The 23,550-nt window shown below is 61.0% G+C and carries 24 protein-coding genes; 14 read left to right on the forward strand and 10 right to left on the reverse strand.

What is annotated here, in order from left to right:
- Nucleotides 1-20 precede the first annotated feature (20 nt).
- Complete coding sequence (locus FB009_RS04040; RefSeq protein WP_011974719.1) at nucleotides 21-551, reverse strand: invasion associated locus B family protein; 531 nt, start codon at nucleotides 549-551, stop codon at nucleotides 21-23.
- A gap of 431 nt (nucleotides 552-982) precedes the next feature.
- Here FB009_RS04040 and coxB point away from each other — a divergent pair, with 431 nt between their 5' ends.
- The 12 genes from coxB (at nucleotide 983) to rnhA (ending at nucleotide 10,672) form a co-directional block, all read left to right on the forward strand.
- Complete coding sequence (gene coxB, locus FB009_RS04050; protein ID WP_011974720.1) at nucleotides 983-1,867, forward strand: cytochrome c oxidase subunit II; 885 nt, start codon at nucleotides 983-985, stop codon at nucleotides 1,865-1,867.
- Nucleotides 1,868-1,886: 19 nt separating this feature from the next.
- Nucleotides 1,887-3,575 (forward strand): cytochrome c oxidase subunit I, encoded by a 1,689-nt coding sequence (ctaD, locus tag FB009_RS04055; RefSeq protein ID WP_011974721.1) that lies wholly within the window; start codon nucleotides 1,887-1,889, stop codon nucleotides 3,573-3,575.
- Between the two features lie 98 nt (nucleotides 3,576-3,673).
- A complete protein-coding gene (locus tag FB009_RS04060) occupies nucleotides 3,674-4,624 on the forward strand; it encodes a heme o synthase (RefSeq protein WP_011974722.1) in 951 nt (316 codons plus the stop codon).
- Nucleotides 4,624-4,764 carry a hypothetical protein gene (locus tag FB009_RS04065; protein ID WP_011974723.1) on the forward strand — a complete coding sequence of 47 codons (141 nt, stop codon included), beginning with the start codon at nucleotides 4,624-4,626 and terminating at the stop codon, nucleotides 4,762-4,764. The genes FB009_RS04060 and FB009_RS04065 overlap by 1 nt, the downstream gene beginning before the upstream one ends.
- A gap of 11 nt (nucleotides 4,765-4,775) precedes the next feature.
- A complete protein-coding gene (locus FB009_RS04070; protein WP_011974724.1) occupies nucleotides 4,776-5,372 on the forward strand; it encodes a cytochrome c oxidase assembly protein in 597 nt (198 codons plus the stop codon).
- A 61-nt stretch (nucleotides 5,373-5,433) separates the two neighbouring features.
- Nucleotides 5,434-6,312, forward strand: a complete 879-nt coding sequence (locus FB009_RS04075; protein ID WP_011974725.1) for a cytochrome c oxidase subunit 3 — start codon at nucleotides 5,434-5,436, stop codon at nucleotides 6,310-6,312.
- A gap of 38 nt (nucleotides 6,313-6,350) precedes the next feature.
- Nucleotides 6,351-6,893, forward strand: a complete 543-nt coding sequence (locus FB009_RS04080) for a L,D-transpeptidase family protein (protein WP_011974726.1) — start codon at nucleotides 6,351-6,353, stop codon at nucleotides 6,891-6,893.
- 16 nt (nucleotides 6,894-6,909) lie between these two features.
- Entirely contained in the window at nucleotides 6,910-7,293 is a 384-nt protein-coding gene (locus FB009_RS04085) for a DUF983 domain-containing protein (RefSeq protein ID WP_011974727.1), read from the forward strand.
- Nucleotides 7,262-8,029, forward strand: a complete 768-nt coding sequence (locus tag FB009_RS04090; protein WP_018012188.1) for an SURF1 family protein — start codon at nucleotides 7,262-7,264, stop codon at nucleotides 8,027-8,029. The genes FB009_RS04085 and FB009_RS04090 overlap by 32 nt, the downstream gene beginning before the upstream one ends.
- A gap of 90 nt (nucleotides 8,030-8,119) precedes the next feature.
- The gene (ispH, locus tag FB009_RS04095; protein WP_011974729.1) at nucleotides 8,120-9,130 is read left to right on the forward strand and encodes a 4-hydroxy-3-methylbut-2-enyl diphosphate reductase; all 1,011 of its coding nucleotides are present in this window, start codon (nucleotides 8,120-8,122) and stop codon (nucleotides 9,128-9,130) included.
- A gap of 103 nt (nucleotides 9,131-9,233) precedes the next feature.
- Nucleotides 9,234-10,214 carry a homoserine kinase gene (locus FB009_RS04100; protein ID WP_011974730.1) on the forward strand — a complete coding sequence of 327 codons (981 nt, stop codon included), beginning with the start codon at nucleotides 9,234-9,236 and terminating at the stop codon, nucleotides 10,212-10,214.
- A complete protein-coding gene (gene rnhA / locus FB009_RS04105) occupies nucleotides 10,211-10,672 on the forward strand; it encodes a ribonuclease HI (RefSeq protein WP_011974731.1) in 462 nt (153 codons plus the stop codon). The genes FB009_RS04100 and rnhA overlap by 4 nt, the downstream gene beginning before the upstream one ends.
- 121 nt (nucleotides 10,673-10,793) lie before the next feature.
- Here rnhA and FB009_RS04110 read toward each other — a convergent pair whose 3' ends face one another.
- Together FB009_RS04110 and FB009_RS04115 are read right to left on the reverse strand one after the other, a co-directional pair.
- Nucleotides 10,794-11,279, reverse strand: coding sequence for a peroxiredoxin (locus FB009_RS04110; RefSeq protein WP_011974732.1), 486 nt, complete (start codon nucleotides 11,277-11,279; stop codon nucleotides 10,794-10,796).
- Nucleotides 11,280-11,330: 51 nt separating this feature from the next.
- A complete protein-coding gene (locus FB009_RS04115) occupies nucleotides 11,331-12,179 on the reverse strand; it encodes a protein-disulfide reductase DsbD domain-containing protein (protein ID WP_011974733.1) in 849 nt (282 codons plus the stop codon).
- A 227-nt stretch (nucleotides 12,180-12,406) separates the two neighbouring features.
- On the opposite strand from FB009_RS04115, the gene FB009_RS04125 reads away from it, so the two are divergent.
- A complete protein-coding gene (locus FB009_RS04125) occupies nucleotides 12,407-13,012 on the forward strand; it encodes a YqgE/AlgH family protein (RefSeq protein WP_011974734.1) in 606 nt (201 codons plus the stop codon).
- Between the two features lie 99 nt (nucleotides 13,013-13,111).
- Here FB009_RS04125 and FB009_RS04130 read toward each other — a convergent pair whose 3' ends face one another.
- From FB009_RS04130 to thrC, 4 genes are all read right to left on the reverse strand, one after another.
- On the reverse strand, nucleotides 13,112-16,024 hold the full coding sequence (locus tag FB009_RS04130) for a sensor domain-containing phosphodiesterase (RefSeq protein WP_011974735.1): 2,913 nt from the start codon (nucleotides 16,022-16,024) through the stop codon (nucleotides 13,112-13,114).
- The gene (locus FB009_RS04135) at nucleotides 16,024-16,635 is read right to left on the reverse strand and encodes a GNAT family N-acetyltransferase (protein ID WP_011974736.1); all 612 of its coding nucleotides are present in this window, start codon (nucleotides 16,633-16,635) and stop codon (nucleotides 16,024-16,026) included. Before FB009_RS04135 ends, FB009_RS04130 begins: the two co-directional genes overlap by 1 nt.
- Nucleotides 16,636-16,909: 274 nt before the next feature.
- A complete protein-coding gene (locus tag FB009_RS04140; RefSeq protein WP_145161460.1) occupies nucleotides 16,910-18,214 on the reverse strand; it encodes a M16 family metallopeptidase in 1,305 nt (434 codons plus the stop codon).
- Nucleotides 18,215-18,228: 14 nt separating this feature from the next.
- Entirely contained in the window at nucleotides 18,229-19,626 is a 1,398-nt protein-coding gene (gene thrC, locus FB009_RS04145) for a threonine synthase (protein ID WP_011974738.1), read from the reverse strand.
- 349 nt (nucleotides 19,627-19,975) lie between these two features.
- Between thrC and FB009_RS04150 the strand changes: the two genes are divergently transcribed.
- Nucleotides 19,976-20,515 (forward strand): hypothetical protein, encoded by a 540-nt coding sequence (locus tag FB009_RS04150; RefSeq protein WP_011974739.1) that lies wholly within the window; start codon nucleotides 19,976-19,978, stop codon nucleotides 20,513-20,515.
- Nucleotides 20,516-20,681: 166 nt separating this feature from the next.
- Here the strand turns inward: FB009_RS04150 and FB009_RS04155 are convergent, their stop codons facing one another.
- From FB009_RS04155 to FB009_RS04165, 3 genes are all read right to left on the reverse strand, one after another.
- Nucleotides 20,682-21,788 (reverse strand): branched-chain amino acid ABC transporter substrate-binding protein, encoded by a 1,107-nt coding sequence (locus FB009_RS04155; protein ID WP_011974740.1) that lies wholly within the window; start codon nucleotides 21,786-21,788, stop codon nucleotides 20,682-20,684.
- Nucleotides 21,789-21,930: 142 nt separating this feature from the next.
- On the reverse strand, nucleotides 21,931-22,626 hold the full coding sequence (locus tag FB009_RS04160; RefSeq protein WP_011974741.1) for an HAD family hydrolase: 696 nt from the start codon (nucleotides 22,624-22,626) through the stop codon (nucleotides 21,931-21,933).
- A 192-nt stretch (nucleotides 22,627-22,818) separates the two neighbouring features.
- Nucleotides 22,819-23,502 (reverse strand): ArsR/SmtB family transcription factor, encoded by a 684-nt coding sequence (locus FB009_RS04165; protein WP_011974742.1) that lies wholly within the window; start codon nucleotides 23,500-23,502, stop codon nucleotides 22,819-22,821.
- Nucleotides 23,503-23,550 lie beyond the last annotated feature (48 nt).

The raw sequence follows: 23,550 nt of genomic DNA on the forward strand, positions 1-23,550 counted from the left end.
CTTCTCCGGGAATGCCGCTGTCAGGGAAGCGCGTCGTAGCCCTCGTCGAAGCCCTTGAGGTCGACGGGTATGCCAATGCCTTCCTCCGGAGACTGGAAGACGATGAAGGTGGCCGTCGCGCCGGCGCGGAAAGTTTTCAGCAGTTCGTCCTCGAGTACCACCTCGGCGTAGCAGCCGTCGGAGAAGCAGCGCACGAAATAGGCGCGCCCGATGTCCTTGCCGTCGACGTTTAGACCGAGGCCGTTCGGGAGGAGCACGCCAAGCGGCGCGAGGACGCGAAGGATCTTCGCCTTGCGGTCCGCCGTCTTCAATACGACGACCGAGAGGCCGACTTCCGGCCTGTCTTCGGCAATGACGTTCTGCATCAGCGCGCACTGTTCGGCCGAGGCGCCGGCTGGCTGATCGCAGACGATCGACCACGCACCGTGATTTGATTTCACCGTTCCCGGCGTCGCATTGGATTGCTGGGCCAAGCTGACTGCGGGGAAGGCGAAGGCGGCAAACGCGAGCGCGGTCAGACCGGGCAGCCGGGAGAAGAGGGACAGGCCCATGTAAACCTCAATAACCTCGAATCATTAGGGCTATTCTTGAAGCGCGCGACGATAAATGAAAAGCCCCGGTCGCTACATTCCAGCGTCATATGGCCGAAATTGGGCCCGCCGGCCCCGAATCGGTCCTGGAAAATCGGTTTCAGCCAGCCTTTTCTTAATGCGAACAGGATCGGGATCGCGCGTGTTCCTGGTCCTCCAGAGGCGAACGGCGCCCATGGAGCCAGGAACTCGCGTCGCGCGCTGCGTAGCGCAGCTTGCGGCGGGTTGCGAGGTCTCTGTGCGAAAACGCCCGATTTGTGCAAAAATGCCGCACGAGGTTGATTGGACAGATGTTGCGGCGCTGGTCAAACTGTGGTTTGAAGCGCTTCAGCATCGCAGGGATTCTGCGTTCCGGGTTTGATCCTGATCAAGCGCATTGGGGAGACGTAATTGTGAAAAACAAGGCCTATGCAGTTCTGGCAGCGCTTGCCTGTCTGCTTTTTGCTTCGAGCGCCTTTGCTGACAAGCCTGTCGACTGGCAGACGAATTTTCAGCCGGCTGCTACTGGCATAATGGAAGAAATCACGTGGTTTGAGCATTATACCCTGTGGTTCATCATTCCGATCACACTTTTCGTTCTTCTTCTGCTGGTCGTCGTGGTCGTCAAGTTTCGCGAGAGTGCCAATCCGGTTCCGTCGAGGACCAGCCACAATACGCTGATCGAAGTCGTCTGGACCGTGGGTCCGGTCATCGTGCTTCTTTTCCTGGCGGTTCCTTCCTTCCAGCTCCTGACCGCGCAACTCACGCCTCCGGAAAATCCGGACCTGACGGTCAAGGCGACCGGCAACCAATGGTACTGGTCCTATGAATACGAAGTCGGCGAAAACCCGCTGTCCTTCGACAGCCTGCTTCTGAAGGACGAGGACAGGGCCGGGCTCGGCAAGGAGGACAAGGGGCAATATCCGCGTCTTCTCGCGGTCGACAACGAGGTGGTCGTGCCGGTCGGCAAGACGGTTCGCCTGCTCGTCACCGCGGCTGACGTGATCCATGCCTTCGCCATGCCTGCTTTCGGTGTCAAGATCGACGCGGTTCCAGGCCGCCTCAACGAGACCTGGTTCAAGGCCGATCGCGAAGGCCTCTATTACGGCCAGTGTTCCGAGCTCTGCGGCAAGGATCACGCCTATATGCCGATCGCCGTCCGCGTTGTTGCGCAGGATAAATACGACGCCTGGCTCGCCGCCGCCGCAACCAATATCGGCGAAGCGAACAAGGCGCTCATGGCGTCCGTCGACGGCGCGGCCAAGGCCGTTGACGTCGCCGAAAACGCCGCACAGTAATCGGAAGTGGAGCTTGACCATGGCTGGAACAGCCGTTCATCACGATCAACGCCATGATCATTCCGATCATGGCCACGCGGAACACGCGCACAAGCCGCTGACATTTTTTCAGCGCTGGTTCCTGTCGACCAACCACAAGGACATCGGAACGCTCTACCTGATCTTCGCGATCATCGCCGGTATCATCGGCGGAACGCTGTCGGTCTTCATGCGCGCCGAACTGCAGGAGCCGGGCATCCAGATCTTCCACGGTCTGGCGCAGATGGTCTATGGTTTCGAGGGTGATGCTGCCATCGACGGCGGCAAGCACATGTTCAACGTCTTCACGACAGCGCACGCCCTGATCATGATCTTCTTCATGGTCATGCCGGCCTTGATCGGTGGTTTCGCCAACTGGATGGTGCCGATCATGATCGGCGCACCGGACATGGCGTTCCCGCGCATGAACAACATTTCCTTCTGGCTCATCGTGCCGGCATTCCTGCTCGTGCTGCTTTCGATGTTCGTCGAAGGTCCTGCAGGCGCCTATGGTGCGGGCGGCGGCTGGACGATCTATCCGCCATTCTCGACATCCGGCATGCCCGGGCCGGCAATGGATCTTGCAATTCTCGGCCTGCATATTGCCGGTGCCTCGTCGATCCTCGGTGCGATCAACTTCATCACCACCATCCTCAACATGCGCGCTCCGGGCATGACGCTGCACAAGATGCCGCTCTTCGCCTGGTCGGTTCTGATCACCGCCTTCCTGCTCCTGCTCTCGCTGCCGGTTCTCGCAGGTGCGATCACGATGCTGCTGACGGACCGCAACTTCGGCACAACCTTCTTCTCGCCGGAAGGCGGCGGCGACCCGATCCTGTTCCAGCACCTGTTCTGGTTCTTCGGTCACCCGGAAGTGTACATCTTGATCCTGCCGGGCTTCGGCATCGTCAGCCACATCATCTCGACCTTCTCGCGCAAGCCGATCTTCGGCTATCTCGGGATGGCCTACGCCATGGTCGCTATCGGCGCGGTCGGCTTCATCGTGTGGGCGCACCACATGTACACGGTCGGCATGTCGCTCCAGACGCAGCGCTACTTCGTCTTCGCGACGATGGTCATCGCGGTTCCGACTGGTGTGAAGATCTTCTCCTGGATTGCGACGATGTGGGGCGGCTCGATCCGCTTCTCCACGCCGATGGTCTGGGCGATCGGCTTCATCTTCCTGTTCACGGTCGGCGGCGTCACCGGTGTTCAGCTCGCCAATGCCGGCCTCGACCGCGCACTGCACGACACCTATTACGTGGTGGCGCACTTCCATTACGTGCTCTCGCTCGGCGCCGTTTTCGCGATCTTTGCGGCCTGGTACTACTGGTTCCCCAAGATGACCGGCTACATGTATTCGGAGTTTCTCGGCAAGCTGCACTTCTGGGTGATGTTCGTCGGCGTGAACCTCATCTTCTTCCCGCAGCACTTCCTCGGCCTCGCGGGCATGCCGCGCCGATACATTGATTATCCGGACGCCTTTGCAGGCTGGAATATGGTATCGTCCTACGGCTCCTACATCGCGGCCGTCGGCGTGCTGATCTTTCTCTACTGTGTCGCCGAAGCTTTCGCGAAGAAGCGCGTTGCAGGGGATAACCCCTGGGGTGAAGGCGCCAACACGCTGGAATGGCAGCTGTCCTCGCCGCCGCCGTTCCACCAGTGGGAGCAGCTCCCGCGGATCAAGTGACGGGAAACGAGCAGAAGCCGCCGGTTACGGCGGCTTCTCCCCGCCGGCAAGCCGGCGCGAAGCGGCTTTTCCTGCCGCATCAAGTTCAGGGTAAGGACATGACGGTCATCGACAATCACGAGGCAGTCGGCATGGAAGGCGCACCACGCCTGTCCGAGGCCTCTGCGCGCGATTATTTCGAACTCCTGAAGCCGCGCGTCATGTCTCTCGTCGTCTTCACCGCCTTCGCGGGGCTCATCCTTGCTCCCGGGCATATCAATCCGTTCATCGGATTCACAGCGATTCTCTGTATCGCCATAGGAGCCGGCGCCTCGGGTGCGCTGAACATGTGGTACGATGCGGATATCGACGCGGTCATGAGCCGCACGGCCAAGCGCCCAATTCCGGCCGGAAAGATTTTGCCCCAGGAAGCGCTTGCCTTCGGCCTGACGCTCTCGGCCTTCTCGGTGATCATCCTCGGGCTCGCCGTGCACTGGCTCGCAGCCGGGCTGCTCGCCTTTACGATTTTCTTCTACGTGGCTGTATACACGATGTGGCTGAAGCGCTCGACGCCGCAGAACATCGTTATCGGCGGAGCTGCCGGGGCCTTTCCTCCGATGATAGGCTGGGCCTGCGTGACCGGCGGCATATCGGTCGAGAGCATCGTGCTCTTCCTCATCATCTTCCTCTGGACGCCGGCGCATTTCTGGGCCCTGGCCCTTTTCAAGATGGGCGAATACGGCGCCGTCGGAGTGCCTATGATGCCGAATGTCTGCGGCGAGGCGACGACCAAGCGGCAAATCGTCATCTATGCCGTGCTCACTGCGATCAGCGGTATCTGTCCCACCTTGCTCGGCTTCGCGAGCCTTGGTTATGGAGCCCTTGCGACGGCCTTGGGGCTTGGGTTCGTCGGGTATTCGCTGGGCGTGCTGCGCATGCCTGAAGGCGACAAGCGAATGGTGCCGGCGAAGAAGCTTTTCGCCTTCTCCATCGTGTATCTTTTCGCGATTTTCTCGGCGCTCCTGGTTGATTACGCAATCGCCCGGATCTGGTTCGGAGGCGTCATCTGATGGAAACCGTTCAACTGAGCGAGGCTCAGAAGAAGTCCCGCCGCGGCCGCAACATCGCACTCGGTATCGTGCTGGCGTGCCTTGTCGTCATTTTCTACGCCGTCACGCTGGTCAAGGTCGGCGGCGGCATGGTGAATTGAAGGCGTTGCGCATGGCGGACACCGGGCAATCAGATCGGAAGGAACGCTCGAACGGCGTGATCGTCGGGACCTGCCTCGCCTTCGTGGTCGGCATGGTGGGCATGGCCTATGCGGCGGTGCCGCTCTACGACATGTTCTGCCGTGTCACCGGGTATAACGGCACGACGCAGAGGGTCGAGCAGGAATCCGATCTTATCCTGGACGAGAAGGTCAAGGTTACGTTCGACGCCAATGTGGCTGCCGGACTGCCCTGGGAATTCGCACCGGTGCAACGTGATATCGACGTCAGGATCGGCGAGACGGTGCAGATCACGTATCGCGCCAGGAACCTCGCTTCGACGCCGACGACGGGCCAGGCGACCTTCAATGTGACGCCGATGGCGGCGGGCGCCTATTTCAACAAGGTGCAGTGTTTCTGCTTCACGGAGACGACACTGCAGCCGGGCGAGGAAATGGAGATGCCTGTCGTTTTCTTCGTCGATCCGGAGATCGTCAAGACGGTCGAGACGAAGGGCATCAAGACGTTGACACTGTCCTACACCTTCTACCCGCGCGAGCCGTCCAAACCGGTTGCGCAAGTGAAGTCCAGGACCGAAAACAAACTTTGATTTGAGCGCCGTTTCGGCTATGCCGGATGGCGACTAGAGAGGACTATCGGGGATTATCGACATGGCCGGAGCGCACCAGAAGCAACACGACTATCACATTATCGACCCGAGCCCATGGCCGCTGCTCGCGTCCATCGGCGCCTTCGTCATGGCTCTCGGCGGCGTCGGCTACATGCGCTATCTCTCCGGCGGCTCCTTCAAGATGTTCGGGCTGGAGCTCGCCAATCCCTGGGTCTTCTTCATTGGCCTGGCACTGATCCTTTATACCATGTTCGGCTGGTGGTCGGACACGATCAAGGAAGCGCATGAGGGCCATCATACCCGGGTCGTGTCGCTGCACCTGCGCTACGGCATGATCATGTTCATCGCTTCGGAGGTGATGTTCTTCGCCGCCTGGTTCTGGGCCTTCTTCGACGCGAGCCTGTTTCCGGGCGAAGCGATCCAGGCCGCGCGCGCCGAGTTCACCGGCGGCGTCTGGCCGCCGAAGGGCATCGAGGTTCTCGATCCTTGGCACCTGCCGCTCTACAACACCGTCATCCTGCTGCTCTCCGGCACCACGGTGACCTGGGCGCACCACGCGCTGCTGCACAACGACCGCAAGGGCCTGGTCTATGGTTTGACGCTTACTGTCGTCCTCGGGGTTCTCTTCTCCTATGTGCAGGGCTACGAATATGCCCACGCGCCCTTCGCCTTCAAGGATTCGATCTACGGCGCTACCTTCTTCATGGCGACCGGCTTCCACGGTTTCCACGTACTGGTCGGCACGATCTTCCTGCTCGTCTGCCTGCTGCGCGCGCTGCGTGGCGACTTCACGCCGAAGCATCACTTCGGCTTCGAGGCTGCGGCCTGGTACTGGCATTTCGTCGACGTCGTCTGGCTCTTCCTGTTCTTCTCCATCTACATCTGGGGTGGCTGGGGTGCGCCGATTGCGCATGGCTGACGCGATTTCGGACTGATGATGGCGGGGCGGCTGCAGGGATGCGGCCGCCCCGTTTTCTTTGGGGCTGCTGGTTCTGGATGAGGATAGTGAAAATCGCCTGGATGATGACGCTGTTTGCGGCGACTGTCGCCTTTCCATTATCGGCCTTGGCCGCCGAAACCGCAGACAAGGTTATCGTCTTCAAGGAGCGGCGCGTGCTGCAATTGTTCCAGGGTGAGAAGCTGCTGCGGGAATACCCGGTCGTGCTCGGCGGCAATCCGGTCGGACCCAAGAGGAGGGAGGGCGATCAGAAGACGCCGGAGGGCTCCTACGTCCTCGATTGGCGCAATCCTGGCAGCAGCTTCTATAAATCCATTCACATTTCCTATCCCGCACCGAAGGACCTGGAGGAAGCGGCCGCCAGGTATGTCGAACCCGGCGGAATGATCATGATCCATGGCCAGCCCAATTATCTCGGCTGGCTGGCGTTTTTGACGCAGATGTTCGATTGGACGAATGGCTGCATTGCCGTTACCAATGCGGAAATGGACGAAATCTGGGACATGGTTCCCAACAATACCCCGATCGTGATCAATCCATGAACGAAGACATCAATCCATGAATGAAGACAGGGCGCTCTACCCACCCGTTGATCCGGTCATGACGGGCGTCAAGGGACTCTGCCCGCGCTGCGGCCAGGGGAAGCTCTTCGACGGCTTGCTGAAGGTTCGTCCGGCCTGCAGCAATTGCGAACTCGATTATGGTTTCGCCGATTCCGGCGATGGTCCGGTCGTGTTCGTTATCCTGATCGTGGGCTTCATCGTCGTCGGCGCAGCGCTCTGGATGGAGGTCAATGTCAACCCGCCGCTCTGGCTGCACTTCCTCCTGTGGATCCCGCTTGCGACGGTTTTAAGCCTGGCCCTGACGCGTATGCTGAAGGGCGTTCTCATCAATCTGCAATACCGCAACAATGCGCGCCCCGGTGAAATCGACCGTGGCTGACGGTCACATGCCGGCCTTTCGCAGGCTCTTTGGTCGCGTCGCGGGCGTTGTCCTGGTGCTCGCCGCTCTCGCCGTGCTCGTGGCGCTCGGTACGTGGCAGATGCAAAGGCTGCAGTGGAAAGAAGCGCTGATCGGCGCAATTGCCGAGCGCCGATCAGCGCCGGCCGTTCCACTCGAGCAGATCGAGGCCATGGCCGCTGCAGGAGGGGATATCGACTATCGGACGGTGCACGCGTCCGGCATATATGACCACGGCAGAGAGCGCCATTTCTTCGCAACCCATGAAGGCCGCACCGGTTTCTATGTCTTCACGCCTCTGATGCTGGCCGACGCGCGCGCTCTCTTCGTGAACCGCGGTTTCGTCCCGTTCGAGAAGAAGGACTCGTCCAAGCGCAGCGAAGGGCTGGTCGCCGGAAAAGTTACCGTCAACGGTTTGGCGCGGCCGAAGCTTTCCGGGAAGCCATCGTCGCTGGTGCCGGACAATGACCCTGCCAAGAATATCTTCTACTGGAAGGATCTAGGTGCGATGGCGAACTCCACCGGGATTTCCAGCGATCGCGTCGTTCCCTTCTTCATCGATGCCGACGCCGCGCCGAATCCAGGCGGCCTGCCCGTCGGCGGCGTGACGCAGTTCGATCTGCCGAACAATCACCTGCAATATGCGCTGACCTGGTACGGCCTTGCCGCGGCGCTCGTTGCTGTCAGCGGCGTATTTGTCTACCGGCGCAGGCGGTAGGATGCGGCGGTTCTTCCTTGTGTGCCCGGTCGTTGCCGCTATATATGGCGCATACCGAAATCCGGCTTTGTTCGTTCCCTTGGCGTTTTCATGATGGCCTCATCCGTAGCAAAAACCCCGATCACCATCCGCCTCTGCGGGCCGCGTGGCTTCTGCGCGGGCGTCGACCGGGCGATCCAGATCGTGGTGCTTGCGCTCAAGGAGTTCGGCGCGCCGGTCTATGTCCGTCATGAGATCGTGCACAATCGCTATGTCGTGGAAGGTCTTGAAGCCAAGGGTGCGATTTTCGTCGAGGAGCTCGACGAGATTCCACCCGAGCATCGCAAGCAGCCCGTCGTCTTCTCCGCCCACGGCGTGCCGAAATCCGTCCCCGCGGATGCGGATGCGCGCAATCTCTTCTATCTCGATGCCACATGCCCGCTCGTCTCGAAGGTGCACAAACAGGCTATGCGCCATCACCGTATGGGGCGCCATGTGGTGCTGATCGGCCATGCCGGCCATCCCGAGGTTATCGGCACCATGGGGCAACTGCCGGAGGGGACGGTCTCCCTCATCGAGACTGTCGAGGATGTCGACGTTTATACGCCCCCGGATCCGGACAATCTCGGCTTTGTTACGCAGACGACGCTCTCGGTGGATGATACCGCCGGCGTCATCAAGCGGCTCCATGAGCGCTTTCCGAACCTGACTGCGCCTGCCGCCGACTCGATCTGCTACGCCACCACGAACCGGCAGGAAGCGGTGAAGCAGGCTGCACCCGGCTGCGATCTTTTCCTCGTCGTCGGCGCCCCCAATTCTTCGAACTCGAAGCGCCTGGTGGAAGTAGCGCTGAGGGCCGGGGCAAAGAAAGCCGTTCTGGTTCAGCGGGCTTCTGAAATTGACTGGGCGACGATCGGGGAAATCTCGACCGTCGGGTTGTCCGCCGGTGCCTCGGCGCCGGAGGTGATCGTCAATGAGATCATCGAAGCCTTCCGCGAGCGCTACGACGCCGCGGTCGAGCTTGCCGACACGGTGGAGGAGAACGAGCACTTCCTCGTCAACCGCGAGCTCAGGCATGTCGAACTGACCGGCGCCGACATGGCTTTCGTCAATGGTGAATAGAGCTGGGGTGAACAGAGCGGGGGTGAATAGAGCGAGCCGGCGTACTTCCCCTCGCACGCCGCTCCAAATTCCTCCAATTTGCATCTCTGGAAAGTAGCGCGCCTTGGCAGTTTATACCGACATCACGGAAGACGAGTTGATCCGCTTCCTCGCCGCCTATGAGGTGGGATCGCTGACCTCCTACAAGGGCATCGCCGAAGGCGTGGAGAATTCCAACTTCCTTCTCCACACGACCAGGGGAGCGTATATTCTCACGCTCTACGAGAAGCGGGTCAATGCCGACGACCTGCCGTTTTTCCTGGGCCTCATGCATCACCTCGCCCAGAGGGGTCTCTCCTGCCCGCTGCCCCTTCCTCGCGCCGACGGCAAGCTGCTCGGCACACTCTCCGGAAGGCCGGCGGCGGTGATCTCCTTTCTGGAAGGCATGTGGCTGAGGAAGCCGGAGGCGCAGCACTGCCGCGAAGTCGGCCGGGCTCTCGCACTCATGCACCAGGCGAGCGAGGGCTTTCGCCTGAAGCGCCCCAACGCGCTCTCCGTCGAGGGCTGGCGACCCCTCTGGCGGAACTCCGAAGCGCGCGCCGATGAGGTGCAAGCCGGCCTAAAGGACGAGATCGCGACGGAGCTCGCCTTTCTCGAGGAACACTGGCCGAGAGCTCTGCCGGAGGGCGTGATCCACGCGGATCTCTTCCCGGACAACGTCTTCTTCCTCGGCGATCGCCTCTCCGGCCTTATCGATTTCTACTTTGCCTGCAACGATTTCCTCGCCTACGACATCGCCATCTGCCTGAATTCCTGGTGCTTCGAGAAGGATGGCTCCTACAACATCACCAAAGGCATGGCGCTTCTTTCCGGCTACGAGAGCGTTCGGAATTTGACCGCGGAAGAGGTCGAGGCGCTGCCGCTGCTCGCGCGCGGATCCGCGCTCCGCTTCTTCCTGACACGCCTCTATGACTGGCTGACCACGCCGCCGGGCGCGCTTGTGGTCAAGAAGGATCCGCTCGAATATCTGACGAAGATCCGCTTCCATCGCGCCATCGTCTCCAGCGCCGAGTACGGCCTGCGACGCGAAGAGGCATCGGCATGAAACACGTCGACATCTACACGGACGGTGCCTGCTCGGGAAATCCCGGGCCGGGCGGGTGGGGCGCGGTCCTGCGCTATGGCGACGTGGAAAAGGAGATGTCCGGCGGAGAAGCGGAGACGACGAACAACCGTATGGAACTTCTTGCCGCGATCTCGGCACTGAACGCGCTCAGGCAGCCCTGCGAGGTCGATCTCCATACCGACAGCAAATATGTCATGGACGGCATCTCCAAATGGATACACGGCTGGAAGCGCAACGGCTGGAAAACCGGCGACAGAAAACCCGTGAAGAACGGCGAATTATGGCAGGCGCTCGACGCGGCGAGAGACCGCCACAACGTGACCTGGCACTGGGTCAAGGGTCACGCGGGACATCCGGAAAATGAACGGGCGGACGAATTGGCCCGCAAGGGCATGGAACCGTTCAAGAGAGCGCATCGCGCCGATGCGGTGAAATAGAAAGCTCTCCATTTGCCGCCGCGCCGTCATCCCGCTGCCGCGACCATCGCCCCGCCTGCGGGGAGAAGATAGCCGGCAGGCCGGATGAGGGGGCAGGTTCACCCACCTCCGCCCTAAACGATCAAAGCTGTTCCAGCATCGCTGCCGCGCCGGAAGCCGTCGCCTGTCCCGGGCTTTCCTCGACGTTCAACGCCTTGACGACACCGTCCTCGACCAGCATCGAGTATCGCTTGGAGCGAATGCCGAGTGTGCCGGCAGAGAGATCGATTTCCATCCCGATCGCCCTGGTAAAGGCGGCGTTCCAGTCGGAAAGGAAGTGTATCTTGCCCATGCCGCCGGAATGAGTGGCCCAGGCGCCCATCACATGCAGGTCGTTGACCGCCACGACTGCGATGTCGTCGACCCCGCGCGCCAGAATGGCGTCCCGATTTTCCAGATAGCCGGGAAGATGATTGAGTGAGCAGGTGGGGGTAAAGGCGCCGGGCACCGCGAAAAGAACAACGCGCTTGCCCTTGAACAGCTGTTCGGTGGTTACTTCGACCGGGCCCTCCGCGGTCTTTTCCTTGAATGTGACGTTGGGCAGCTTGTCTCCGACGGCAATGTTCACGGGTCTCTCCTCACTTCAGTCCATAGCGTTGCGACGGACTATAGGGTCGCCTCAATCAAAGGCAAGCGTCGTTTCCATGCTTCGGCTACCCGCACGCAGGGTGAGCGCGATCGGCTTTCCAGCAATGCTCCGGTCCTTGCGCGAGAGCTTCACCGGAACGTCCGCCCGACCCTCGGCGCGCTGCACATCGTGAAAAATCGGCTCGCCGAAGAAGACACCCTCGGGGCCGGCCAGAAACAGGTCGGCTGACGCGGCATCAGCATCCGGCGGCAGGACGAACTTGAGGCGGATCATGCCGGCGGCCGCATCGAAGTCCGCATTCGTTATCCTGAATTCGCCGGAAGGTCGCTCCGGCAGTGCGGCAACAGCCTTTTCTATACGAGCGCCATCGAGCGGATTGTCGAATTCGCCGCTCTTGAGTGTAAGGGTCACATCGCCCTGCACGGGAATGCAGATATCTTCGCAGATGCCGAGGAAAACCGAAGCTCTGATCGTGACGTTGCCGCCGTTCCCGGTTCTCTTCAGCGTCAGCGGGAAAGCTACCGGCGCGTCATATCCGACGTAACGTCCGGGCCCCTCGCCGAACGTCTTCGGCGCCGGAAAGCGGATCGATTGGAGAGAGACGCCGCCCGCGGGGTCAAGGGTCATCTGTGGCGGTATGCCGCTTGCGCCGGGATCCCGCCAGTAGGTTTTCCAGCCGGGCTTGAGCCGAACTTCGAGAATGGCGGGAATGAAACCATCCGGTTTCGGCTGGGAGGCGACAATGCGGAAATCGCCACCGGGCGAGGCCACCCATTCACTGGCGGCTCCATAGGATCGGCCGGGCAGAAAAAAAGCGAGGAGAAGGCTTGCCGTGGCGATGCGCTGAGCCATCTTCACTGGGGTCGTGCGTCGGATCATGGTCAAAGCTGTATCGCGTTTCGCCCCTGGTCTCCAGCGGCCGATAGAACGCCGCGATCATAATTGCTTGATCTGACGGCGAGAATGTGGGCGGTCTCGCCTGCAAATACGATGTCGGACTGAAGATCCGGCAAAACGTCGCAACCGAGTGTCGTGAGCGCGAATTTCGACGAACGCCACGTAGAAGCGCTTTTCATTTCGTCGCGAATTGATAGGCTATCATCATCATGGCGACAAACGTGCTGAATTCGATACGCGAACGTGGCTTCCTTGACGGTCAATTCCTGATCGCCATGCCCGGCATGTTCGACGCCAATTTCGCCCGGACGGTCATCTTCGTCTGCGCCCATTCGGAAGACGGGGCGATGGGATTTATCCTGAACCGCCCGCAGCGCCTGACCTTCCCGGATGTGCTGCTGCACCTGCAGCTCCTCGATCCGGATGAGGTGATACGGCTGCCGTCGACCACGCGCGAGTTCCAGATCCAGGCCGGAGGCCCCGTCGAGACCGGACGCGGCTTCGTACTGCATTCGGATGATTATCTCAGCGACTCCAGCATTCCCGTCAGTGACGACATCTGCCTTACGGCGACGCTCGATATCGTCAGGGCAATTTCGCGCGGCGAGGGTCCTGTCAAAGCCACCATGCTGCTCGGCTATGCCGGATGGGGGCCGGGTCAACTGGAAGCCGAGATCACGCAGAATGGTTGGCTGACTTGCCCTGCGCAAGAGGAGCTGATCTTCAGCCGAAACCTCGACGAGAAGTACGACAGGGCCTTGGCCCTGATGGGCGTCAGCCCGGCCATGCTCTCGACCGACTCGGGCCACGCCTGAAGCCTTGGCACTCCATCGGTAATGAGTTTGCGGTACCCCTTATCCTCCTGCCGCCACCTTCTCCCCACAGGCGGGGCGAAGGGACAAGTTGCAGACGCCTTAAGCCCGCTTCATCAGAGGAAACCGCTCCTTCAAGAGCCTGAGAATAGATTCCGATCCGACCGGCGGACCAAACAGGAAACTCTGACCGTAATCGCAACCCATCTGCGCGAGCTGGATCGCATCCTCTTCGGATTCGATCCCCTCCGCGACCACCCGCATGTCGAGCTCGCGCGCCATCGTGATCACCGAACGCAGGATGACGGCGCGCTTGTCGCTTGGATCGCGGACCAGCGCCTTGTCGATCTTGATCGTGTCGAATGGGAAGCGGGTGAGATAGGAGAGCGACGAGTGGCCGGTGCCGAAGTCGTCGAGGGCCAGCCGCAGCCCGGCTTCCCGAAGCTTTTCGAGCACAAGCCTGGCCTGTTCGGGGTTTTCCATGACAAGCGATTCCGTCAGCTCCATCTTGATCTGGGACGGGTCGCAGCGGCTCTTGCTGAGAATCGCACGCATGTCGTCATAGAGCTCGTTGTTCAGAAGCTGTGCGCTCGACAGATTGATGGAGACGAAGATCGGCAGGTCACCGGTCTGAGTCTGCCATTCGGCGAGATCGCTTGTTGCCTTGTCGAAGGCGAACAGGCCGAGGTGGCTTATCAGCTCGGAATTTTCGGCAATTGGGATGAATTCGGTCGGCGAAATATTGCCGCGCTTGGGATGTTCCCAACGCATGAGTGCCTCGAAGCCGGCGATCTCGGCGTCGCTGAGTCGGACGATCGGTTGGTAAACGAGGGAAAGCTCCTTGCGCTCCATGGCGCGCTTCAAGTCTGTTTCGAGCTGCAGACGGTCGGAGCCGGAGGTCCGGAAAGCCGGCCTGAACGGCTCGACGCGGTTGCCGCCTGCCTTCTTGGCGCGGAACATCGCAAGCTCGGCATCGTCGAGCAGTCCGGCAGCGCTCTGTTCCTGATCGAGCCAGGCGACCAGGCCGATCGAAGCGGTCAGGTTGATCTCACGATTGCCGTAATTGAGCGGAACCATGATTGCCTTGCTGATCGCATCGGCGAAGTCGGCGATTTTGGCCGGATCGCGCTCGGACATGAGGATCAGTCCGAACTGGTCGCCGCCGAGACGCGCGAGCGTGTCCTGCGGACGTAGAAGGCGACGCAGCCGACGCGTGAGCGCGATGAGGATATTGTCGCCGGCCGCAATTCCCAACATGTCGTTGACCTGTTTGTAACGGTCGATGTCGATGGCAAGCACGGTCGGCCGTATCGGGCTGCTGCCGTCGCCCATAAGAAGGATAGCCTGCAGCCGGTCGAGGAAGACCTGCCTGTTAGGCAGACCCGTCAGATTGTCCAGAAGCGCGTTGTGCAAGAGCCGCTCGACGGAATTGCGCTGTTCGGTAATGTCGATGATGGTGCCGACGCAACGGATGATTTCGCCGTTGGCCCCGAGCACCGGGCGCGCCCGGATGGAGAGCCAATGATAATGGCCGTCCTCGGCGCGAACGCGGAACTCATGGTTGAGCCGGCCGCGGCGATGTTCGAGCAGCACGTCAAGCGTTGCCCGGAAACGATCGCGGTCATCCGGGTGCAACCGTGGCAACCAGTTGCGTACCGGCCCGTTCATCGTCCCCAGCGAAAGCCCGAGCTGGTGCGAGATATCGGGAATGGTGACCACACGGTCGCGTGCCACGTCCCAATCCCAGACCGTGTCCCCCGAGCCGGTGAGCGCCAGCGCCTGACGTTCAAGATCGGAGAACAGACCCTGCTGATAGGCTCCGCCGGCAAAGGCGTGCTGCATGACCGTGAAGCCGATCAATAGGACGATCAGAACGAGCCCGCCGCCGAGCGCCGGTTGCACGATGTCGTTGGCAAGCTGGCCGGTTACGGCAAGCCAGGCGCCGAACAGCCAGACGAGGATCAGCAGCCAGGCGGGAACAAGGAGAATCGCACGGTCGTAGCGGTTGAAGCCGAGATAGGCGATCAGCAGGATCCCGACGGTGGCCGTCAGCGCGAAGGACAGGCGGGCGATGCCGGAGGCGATTGCCGGATCGTAGACGGCAACGCCAAAGAGCAGCCCGAGGCCGAGAATCCAGGCAAGCGTCGCATAACCGAGATGCTGATGCCAGCGATTGAGATTGAGATAGGTGAAAAGAAAGACGACGAGCCCGGCCGCAAGAAACACTTCCGTTCCTGCACGCCATATGCGCTCGTCATCCGCAGTCACGGTGATGAGCTTCGAAAGGAAGCCGAAATCGACACAGATATAGGCGAGCACTGCCCAGGCGAGAGCTGCCGTCGCCGGCAGCATCGACGTGCCCTTGACGACGAACAGGATTGTCAGGAAAACCGCCAGCAGGCCGGCGATCCCGAGCACGATACCGCGATAAAGCGTGAAAGCGTTGACGGTGTCCTTGTAGGCGTCCGGTTGCCAAAGATAGATCTGCGGCAGCTCCGGCGTCGTGAGTTCGGCAACGAAGGTGATCACCGCGCCCGGATTGAGCGTGATGCGGAAGACGTCCGCCTCTTCGCTCGGTTGCCGGTCAAGCGCGAAACCCTCGCTCGGCGTGATCGAAAGAATGCGCTGCGACCCGAGGTCGGGCCAGAAGAGCTTCGAATTCACGAGGCGGAAATGCGGCGCCACGATCACGCGTTCGAGCTGCTCTTCCGAAACGTTGGCGAGCGCGAATACGGCCCAGTCTCCCTGATGGCTCTCGGTGCTGGAACGCACTTCGATGCGCCGGACGATGCCGTCAGTGCCCGGGGCGGTCGAAACCTGGAATGCGTCGCCCCGGCCGCTATAGATCTCCGTCGTTGCGGTAAGGTCGAGCGCCGTGTCTTCGCGCGAGATCTTCACCGGCTCGAGCGCATGCGCAACGCCGCCGCCAAAGCCAAGGGCGAAAACGACGAGTGCGACCAGAATCGCCGTCAACCATGTGGCTGGCCAAGCGTGCGGCTTACGTGGCAGGGGCATCAAAGGGGCAAATTCCTGTTGGGTGCAGCATCGACGGAGAGAAGCGAGAACATCAAATGGTCCCGCCACTGCCCGTTTATCTTCAAATATTGTCTCAAATAGCCTTCACGCTCAAAGCCGGCCTTTTCAAGGAGCCGGATGCTCCGTGCGTTATCCGGAATACAGGCTGCTTCGATACGGTGCAACTCGAGGCCCGAGAAGATGTAGGGAATGGTCAGCTTCAAGGCCTCGTACATATGGCCTTGGCCGGCATGTTTCTGACCCATCCAGTAGCCGATCATGCAGTTCTGCGCGGCACCGCGGCGGATATGGCCGATGGTGAGTCCCCCCAGCAGTTCTTCGTCCGGCCTGTGGAAGAGAAAAAGCGGCACGGCCTGGCCGGAAGCAAATTCCTGCTCATTACGATTGACGCGGCTGCGAAAGGCGCCTTCGGTCATTTCGTCGGCGCGCCAGGTGGGTTCCCAGGGCTCCAGGAAGGCGCGACTTTCGCTGCGCAACCGATACCACTGCCGATAGTCGGCGTAGCGGGGGAGACGGAGCAGATAATGCTGGCTGGCGATCTCGACCGTCTCCGGCTGCCGCGACAGGAACCGAAAAACCGATCGTGTCATATACGCCTCCAGGCCGATACCGCGGTCAACGCCGTCGCAATTGAGACGAGCCGAGTGCACGTCGCCCAAAAAGAGTGGCGGTTTTGGGATGACGAATGCACGAGAACGATGACCTGTGGCACGCCGCAAGAATCCGCTCGGATGCGACGCGCCATAGGCGCTGTCTCACTATAAAACGTTGCACAAGTTTACGCTTGAATCGATTCCGATTTTAACAATTGCAGAAGGAAAACGAAGAACTTGAAGGGAAGGGCATGCGACCGGCAGCAGCCGGTCAGCTCGCCGCAGCGCGTATGGCGTCGGCCTTCGTCGTGGTCAGCGAGGACAATATGTCGTTCAGCGGGGCGAGATGCTCGAGCGGCCCGATGGCCGACAGCGTCGGGACTGTATCGAAGAACAGGCGGCCGGCGAGGTCGGTCAGGCGCTCGATGGTGATGCCCGAAAGGCGTTCCATCAGTTCCTCATTGGGAATGGGCCGGCCGTAGAGCATCATCTGACGTGCGATTTGTCCCGCACGCGCCGCCGGGCTTTCCTGACCCATCAGCAATTGCGCGCGAATCTGCGCGCGCGCTCGCTCGATTTCCTGCTGCTCGATGCTCAAGGACGACTTGCGCAACTCCTCGACGATCACCGGCATCAGCTCCGGCAGGTTTTCTCCGCCCGTTGCCGCATGCACGCCGAAGATGCCCGTATCGGAGAAGCCCCAGTGGAAGGCGTAGACCGAATAACAGAGGCCCCGATGTTCACGCACTTCCTGGAACAGGCGGGAGGACATGCCACCCCCTAGGATGTTGGCGAGGATCTGAGAACAGTAGAAATCGCGGGCGTGGTAGGCTCTGCCCTCGAAGCCGAGCAGCACCTGCGCGTCCATCAGGTCGCGGCTCTCCCGGCTGTCTCCACCGGTGTAGCGCGCGGTCTCGATGACCGGAGCGCTGGCAGGCTCGGCTGGCAGGGAGGCGAAGCGCTCCTCGACCTGGCGCAGGATGGTGTCGTGATCGACGGCGCCGGCGGCAACGATGAAGGTGCGATCGGTCGTATAGTTGCGGCCGAGATATTGCCGGATCTGATCTGCGCTGAAGGACATCACTGTTTCCGGCGTGCCGAGGATCGGTCTGCCGATGGTCTGGCCGCGATAGGCGGTTTCGGCGAATCGATCGAACACGACGTCGTCAGGCGTGTCGTCCGCCGCGCCGATCTCCTGGAGGATGACCTGCTTCTCGCGACGCAGCTCGTCCGCCTCGAAATGCGATTCCGTCAGAATGTCGGCGAGAATATTGATGGCCAGCGGCACATGGTCCTTGAGCACGCGGGCATAGTAGGAAGTCGTTTCCGTTGAGGTGGCGGCGTTGACCTCACCTCCCACATTCTCGATTTCCTCGGCGATCTGGCGAGCGCTGCGCCGCTTCGTGCCCTTGAAAGCCATGTGCTCCAGAAGATGCGCAATTCCGTGTTCATTCACGGTTTCGTTGCGCGAACCGGACTTGATCCAGACCCCAAGCGCAACGCTTTCCAGATGCGGCATCCGCTCGGTAACCACGGTCAGCCCGGAAGAAAGCCGGGTGCACTCAACTTTTATCATCCGTATCTTTCGCTCTAATCCCGAACGCGGGTACGCTCATCGATGAAGGTTTCGACGGTCTTGAGCTCCGGATCCAGGATGTCGAAACGCTCCGCCCTAGTCATGAGATCAGCAAGCCACGTCGGAAGCGTGGGGTCAATACCACTTGCCGATTTTACTGCGGCGGGAAATTTCGCCGGATGGGCGGTCGCAAGGGTGACCATCGGAGTGGAGGTCTTCGCGTGCTTGGCCGCGACGAAAACGCCGATTGCCGTATGCGGATCAAGAAGATAGCCGGTCTCATCGAAAGTCTGTCGGATTGTTTTCGTCACCTCTTTCTCTGAGGCGCGCCCGGCGCGAAATTCCTTGCGGATTTTTTTCAGTGCAGCATCGCCTATCGTGAACGAACCGGATTGTCCAAGGCCCGCCATGGCCGCCCGGACCGCCGCCGGATTTCGTTCGTTGGCTTCGAAGATGAGCCTTTCGAAGTTCGATGAGATCTGGATGTCCATCGACGGCGAGGTCGTCGCCTTGACCCCGCGCATCTCGTAGCGGCCGGTCTTCAGGGTGCGCGCCAGGATGTCGTTTTCGTTGGTGGCGATGACCAGCTTGTCGATGGGCAAACCCATGCGCTTGGCAACGTAGCCGGCAAAAATGTCTCCGAAATTTCCGGTCGGCACCGTGAAGGAAATCTTCCGGTCCGGAGCGCCGAGAGAGACTGCTGTCGTAAAATAATAGACGATCTGGGCCATGATGCGCGCCCAGTTGATCGAATTGACGCCGGAAAGCTGCACCCGGTCGCGGAAGGCCTGATCGTTGAACATGGCTTTGACCAGGTTCTGGCAGTCGTCGAAATTGCCTTTGACGGCGACTGCGTGCACGTTCGATGCCGCCGACGTGGTCATCTGTCTTTGCTGCACCGGCGATACCTTGCCCTCCGGAAAGAGGATGAAGATGTCGGTACGCTCGCGACCGGCGAAAGCGTCGATTGCGGCACCGCCGGTATCGCCGGACGTCGCTCCCACGATCGTCGCCCGCGCGCCCCGTTCGGCGAGCACATGGTCCATCAGCCGGGCGAGCAATTGCATGGCCACGTCCTTGAAGGCCAGCGTCGAACCGTGGAAGAGTTCCATCACGAAGGCGTTCGGGCCGGTTTGGACCAGGGGCGCGACGGCCGGATGACGAAAGGTGGCGTAGGCCTCGTCGATCATTTCGCGGAACTTGGCTGCCGGGATTTCGCCATTGGTGAAGGGCTCGAGAACGGTAAAGGCGATCTCCTGATAGGATTTGCCGCGTAGGGCTCGGATCTCCTTCTTCGTGAGCATCGGCCATGTTTCGGGCAAATAGAGGCCGCCGTCGCGGGCAAGTCCCGCCAGAAGAGCATCGCAGAAACCGAGAGAGGCCGCTTCTCCCCGTGTCGAAATATACTTCACGTCGTCATCCTTCGTCTTTTGCGCGTCCGATGAGGCGCGCGGCGCTACAGGCGCTTTTGCTTCAATCCCCGGCAAATCGCGCGGCCGTTCTTGTCACCATGGCAATTTCACATCGTTTTCCGAAATTTCGCCTGGGGAGCGTGGACCGGTCGATTTTTCATTTCGCCGCTGCTATAGACGATGCCCGAAGGTCAAGAAAGGTCTCCGGCCGTTTTCGGCGCAAAGCTTAACTTGGCCCGAGGGGGTCTCAGGCTCTCGCCTGTTGAAGCCGACCGCGGCGGATGTGGCTTGCTCCAAGCCGAAGCCATCGCGGTCCGGAAATTCATCCGTTCAGTAGAGGTTGTGCAACGTGTCTGGCAAAGTAACTCGCCGTGTTCTCGCAGTTTCCCTCCTTTTGGCCGCTGCAGGCTGTAACAAGACGCAGACGGGTGGCGCCATCGACGCCGGCGGAAGCGCGGCGGCGCCCACGCCTGCGGTGATACAGGCGGCCTGCCCGCCGATCAGCCTCCGGGATGGTACCTCGTCCTACCGTACCTATGCGAAGGGTGCCAAAGACGATCCGAGCAAGATCGTCTACCAGGCCTCGCTTGCCAATTCGACGCGCCAGTGCGTGCAGAGCGCGGACAAGCTGACGATGACGGTCGTCGTTCAGGGGCGTGTCGTCGCCGGTCCCGCCGGTGGGCCGGGTAAGGTGACCCTGCCGATCCGAGTCGCCGCCACGGATGGCGACACGACGCTTTATTCGGAACTGACCCAATTCCCGGTCGAAGTGCCGGCAGGCACCACCCAATTCGTCTTTACGAAGGCCGATGTAACGCTACCGGCCGGTGCCGGCGCCGAGGCGAAGGTCTTCGTCGGTTTCGATGAAGGTCCGTATCGGACGAAGTAATGAAGAAGCTGGCGCGAGGCTTGCTCCTCTCACTCTTCTCGAGCGGGGAGAAGGTGGCCGCCAGGCCGGAGGAGCGGAAAGTTCGCCGGGATCATCTCATATAGAGAGCAAAACGCCGGGGCAGTATATACTGCCCCGGCGTTTGCAATTCTCCGTCAGCGACGGCTTATTCGACCGCGACGCTCTGTCCGCCTTCCCACTTGTAGAGCGAGAAGCTCGGCGAGGTGAGATCGCCGCTTTCGCCATAGGTCAGCTTTCCGATGACGGTGTCGATGGCCTCGCCGGACTTTATGGCGGTGGCCACCGCGGTCGCATCTTCGGTCGAACCGGCCTTCTCGATGCCTGCCTTGAGGACCTGAACGGCGGCATAGGCGTTGAGCGTGAAAGCTTCCGCCGGAATGTTCTTGGCCTTGAGAGCCTCGATTACCGGTGCGGCGGCCGGGTTGCGCGTGGCATCGCTTGCATTGGTGTAGATGGTGCCGGTTGCGGCTTCGCCGCCGATTGCCCAGTACTCGGTGTTGGACAGGCCGTCACCGCCGAGGAGTTGTGCCTTGACACCCTGGTCATGCATCTGACGAGCGAGCAGCCCGCCTTCTGCATGGTAGCCGCCGAAATAGACGACGTCGACTTTCTCGGCCTTCAGGCGGGTGACGATCGCCCCGAAATCCTTCTCGCCCGGCGTCAGGCCTTCATAGACCGCCTCGGTAATGCCGCCTGCGTTGATCGCAGCTTTGAAGCCGTCGGCAAGGCCCTTGCCATAGGCGCCCTTGTCGTGCAGCACCGCGACGCGCTTGTCCTTGAAGTTCTTGACGACGTAATCGGCGGCGACGACCGCCTGCTGATCGTCGCGTCCGCAAGTGCGCAGCACGTTCCACAGACCACGGGTGGTAAGGTCGGGCGTGGTCGCCGTCGGCGTGACCATGAGGATTCCGTTTTCCGCCAGTACGTCGGATGCCGGCATCGACGTACCGGAGAGCACCGGACCGACGACGTATCGTACGCCTTCGCCCGCCAGCTGGTTGGCGACGGAAACGGCCTGCTTGGGTTCACCCGCGTCGTCGACGATCTTGAGGACGAGCTTCTCCCCATTGACGCCGCCGGCGCTGTTGATCGCTTCGACTGCCGCCTCGGCGCCGTTCTTGACCTGCTCGCCAAAGGCCGCAACGGGACCGGTGAGCGGCGTGATGACGCCGATGGTGATGTCGGCGTGGGCGAGCGGCGCGAAAGCGACGCCGGCGGCCAAGGTCATTCCCCTCAATAATGATAGACGCATAGTCTGTTTCCTCCTGGAAAATTCCCCTCTTCGGGGGTTGCTTGATAGGCTCTCACGCGCTTTCTGAAAATCCGCCAATTCTCGCAGGAAGTCCATGCGCGTCTGATGGAGTACGGATTCCTCACGCTGTCTTACCGCCGCTTCAGGCCGTCATCGATTCCGACCATTCCCCAAGTGCGGCAATCACGCCGGTAAGCGCCGCCATTCGCGAGATGACCGTCTCGGCGCCGGCTTCCGTCAGATTGTCCGCATGGGCTGCAAACGTATGCGAACCGCCGGTGAAGCCGACGACGCGCATTCCCGCGGCCCGGGCGCCATGAACACCGTGAACCGAATCTTCTATGACCAGAACGCGTTCCGGATCGATGCCGAACTGGGCTGCCCCGTGCAGGAAAATGTCCGGCTTTGGCTTGACGCGATCCGGGCCAAGGTCGCGCGCGGAGTAGATATGCTTGCCGAAATGATCCTTGATGCCGACCTTGCCGAGCATCATCGCAAGCCGTTCGGAGGTGGAGTTCGAGCAGACGCAATGCGGAAGCGTCAATTGCATGAGCGCCGGCCGCACGCCTTCGATGATCTTGACGTCGCGGGCGAGGCGCATGTCGAGAATGGCGTCCACCTTGTCGATCAGCGACGCGGAAAGAGGAATGCTCGCTTCCTTTTCGACCGCTAGCAATGTGTCGCGCCAGGTCATGCCGGAAAAGCGTTCTGACATTTCCTCGATGCTGATCGGATAGCCCGCCTCCGTCAGCAATGCGGCCTCGACTTCCGAGGCGATGATTTCCGAGTCGACGAGCACGCCGTCGCAATCGAAGATGATGAGGTCGATACCGGTCATAAGTCGCTTCCTTGGGAGAAAGGCGCCGCCGGCAGGGGAGGGGCTGAAAAGCGGCGCGGAAAATGGGGTCGCCGCAGCTTTATACGATGGCGGATCAAAGCTCAACCTGATGGAGGGGCCTGTAACTGAAGATTGCGGCGCATTCCGGCCGTATCGCTCCGTTCGGCGATTCCCGTCCGGGATAATCATGAATCATCGGGGAAAGAGTTCAAGAAACGCCTTTTCGCCCGCCGCCGTGAAGAGGATCGCCCGGCTGTTCTGCTCCCGTTTCGCCCAGCCGTTTTCAATGAAGAGCGTCAGCAGTGCCTCTCCGAGCGAACCGGCCAGATGCGACCGCCGTTCACTCCAGTCGAGACAGGTGCGGCAGATAGGCCGACGGGATTTCCTGAGCGCGGCGTAGTCGACCCCGAGCGACTCGACGCGGATCCGCCCCGCATCGGTCAGCGCCAGATCGTCGTCATCTGTCATTTCGATTTGCCTGGCGGCGATCAGGCTGTCCAGCATCCGCACGCCATAATCGCCAGCGAGATGGTTGTAGCAGACACGCGCTTTACGCAGCGCCGGGTCCTTCGGTCCGGGCCGCGACCGCGTCAGACCTTTTCCGGCGGCGAAACCCATAAGGCTCTCGAGCATCAGGCCGACCTCGTCCTCGCTCAGGGCATAATAGCGGTGCCGGCCCTGTTTTCGCTGAGTCAGCAGGCCGCCCGCCTCCAGCTTGGCCAGGTGCGAGCTGGCCGTCTGCAGCGTGACGCCGGCTTGTGCCGCAAGCTCGGTCGCTGTCAGCGCCTGGCCGCCCATCAGGGCGGTCAGCATATTCGCGCGCGCAGGATCGCCGATCAACGAACCGATCAAAGCTATGTCCGGACCTTCCTTCATACTTCGATGTTAGGCGAAGTATGACTGCAGGGCAAGCGGCACGAACGG

The organism is Sinorhizobium medicae (assembly GCF_007827695.1).
Lineage (GTDB): Bacteria > Pseudomonadota > Alphaproteobacteria > Rhizobiales > Rhizobiaceae > Sinorhizobium > Sinorhizobium medicae.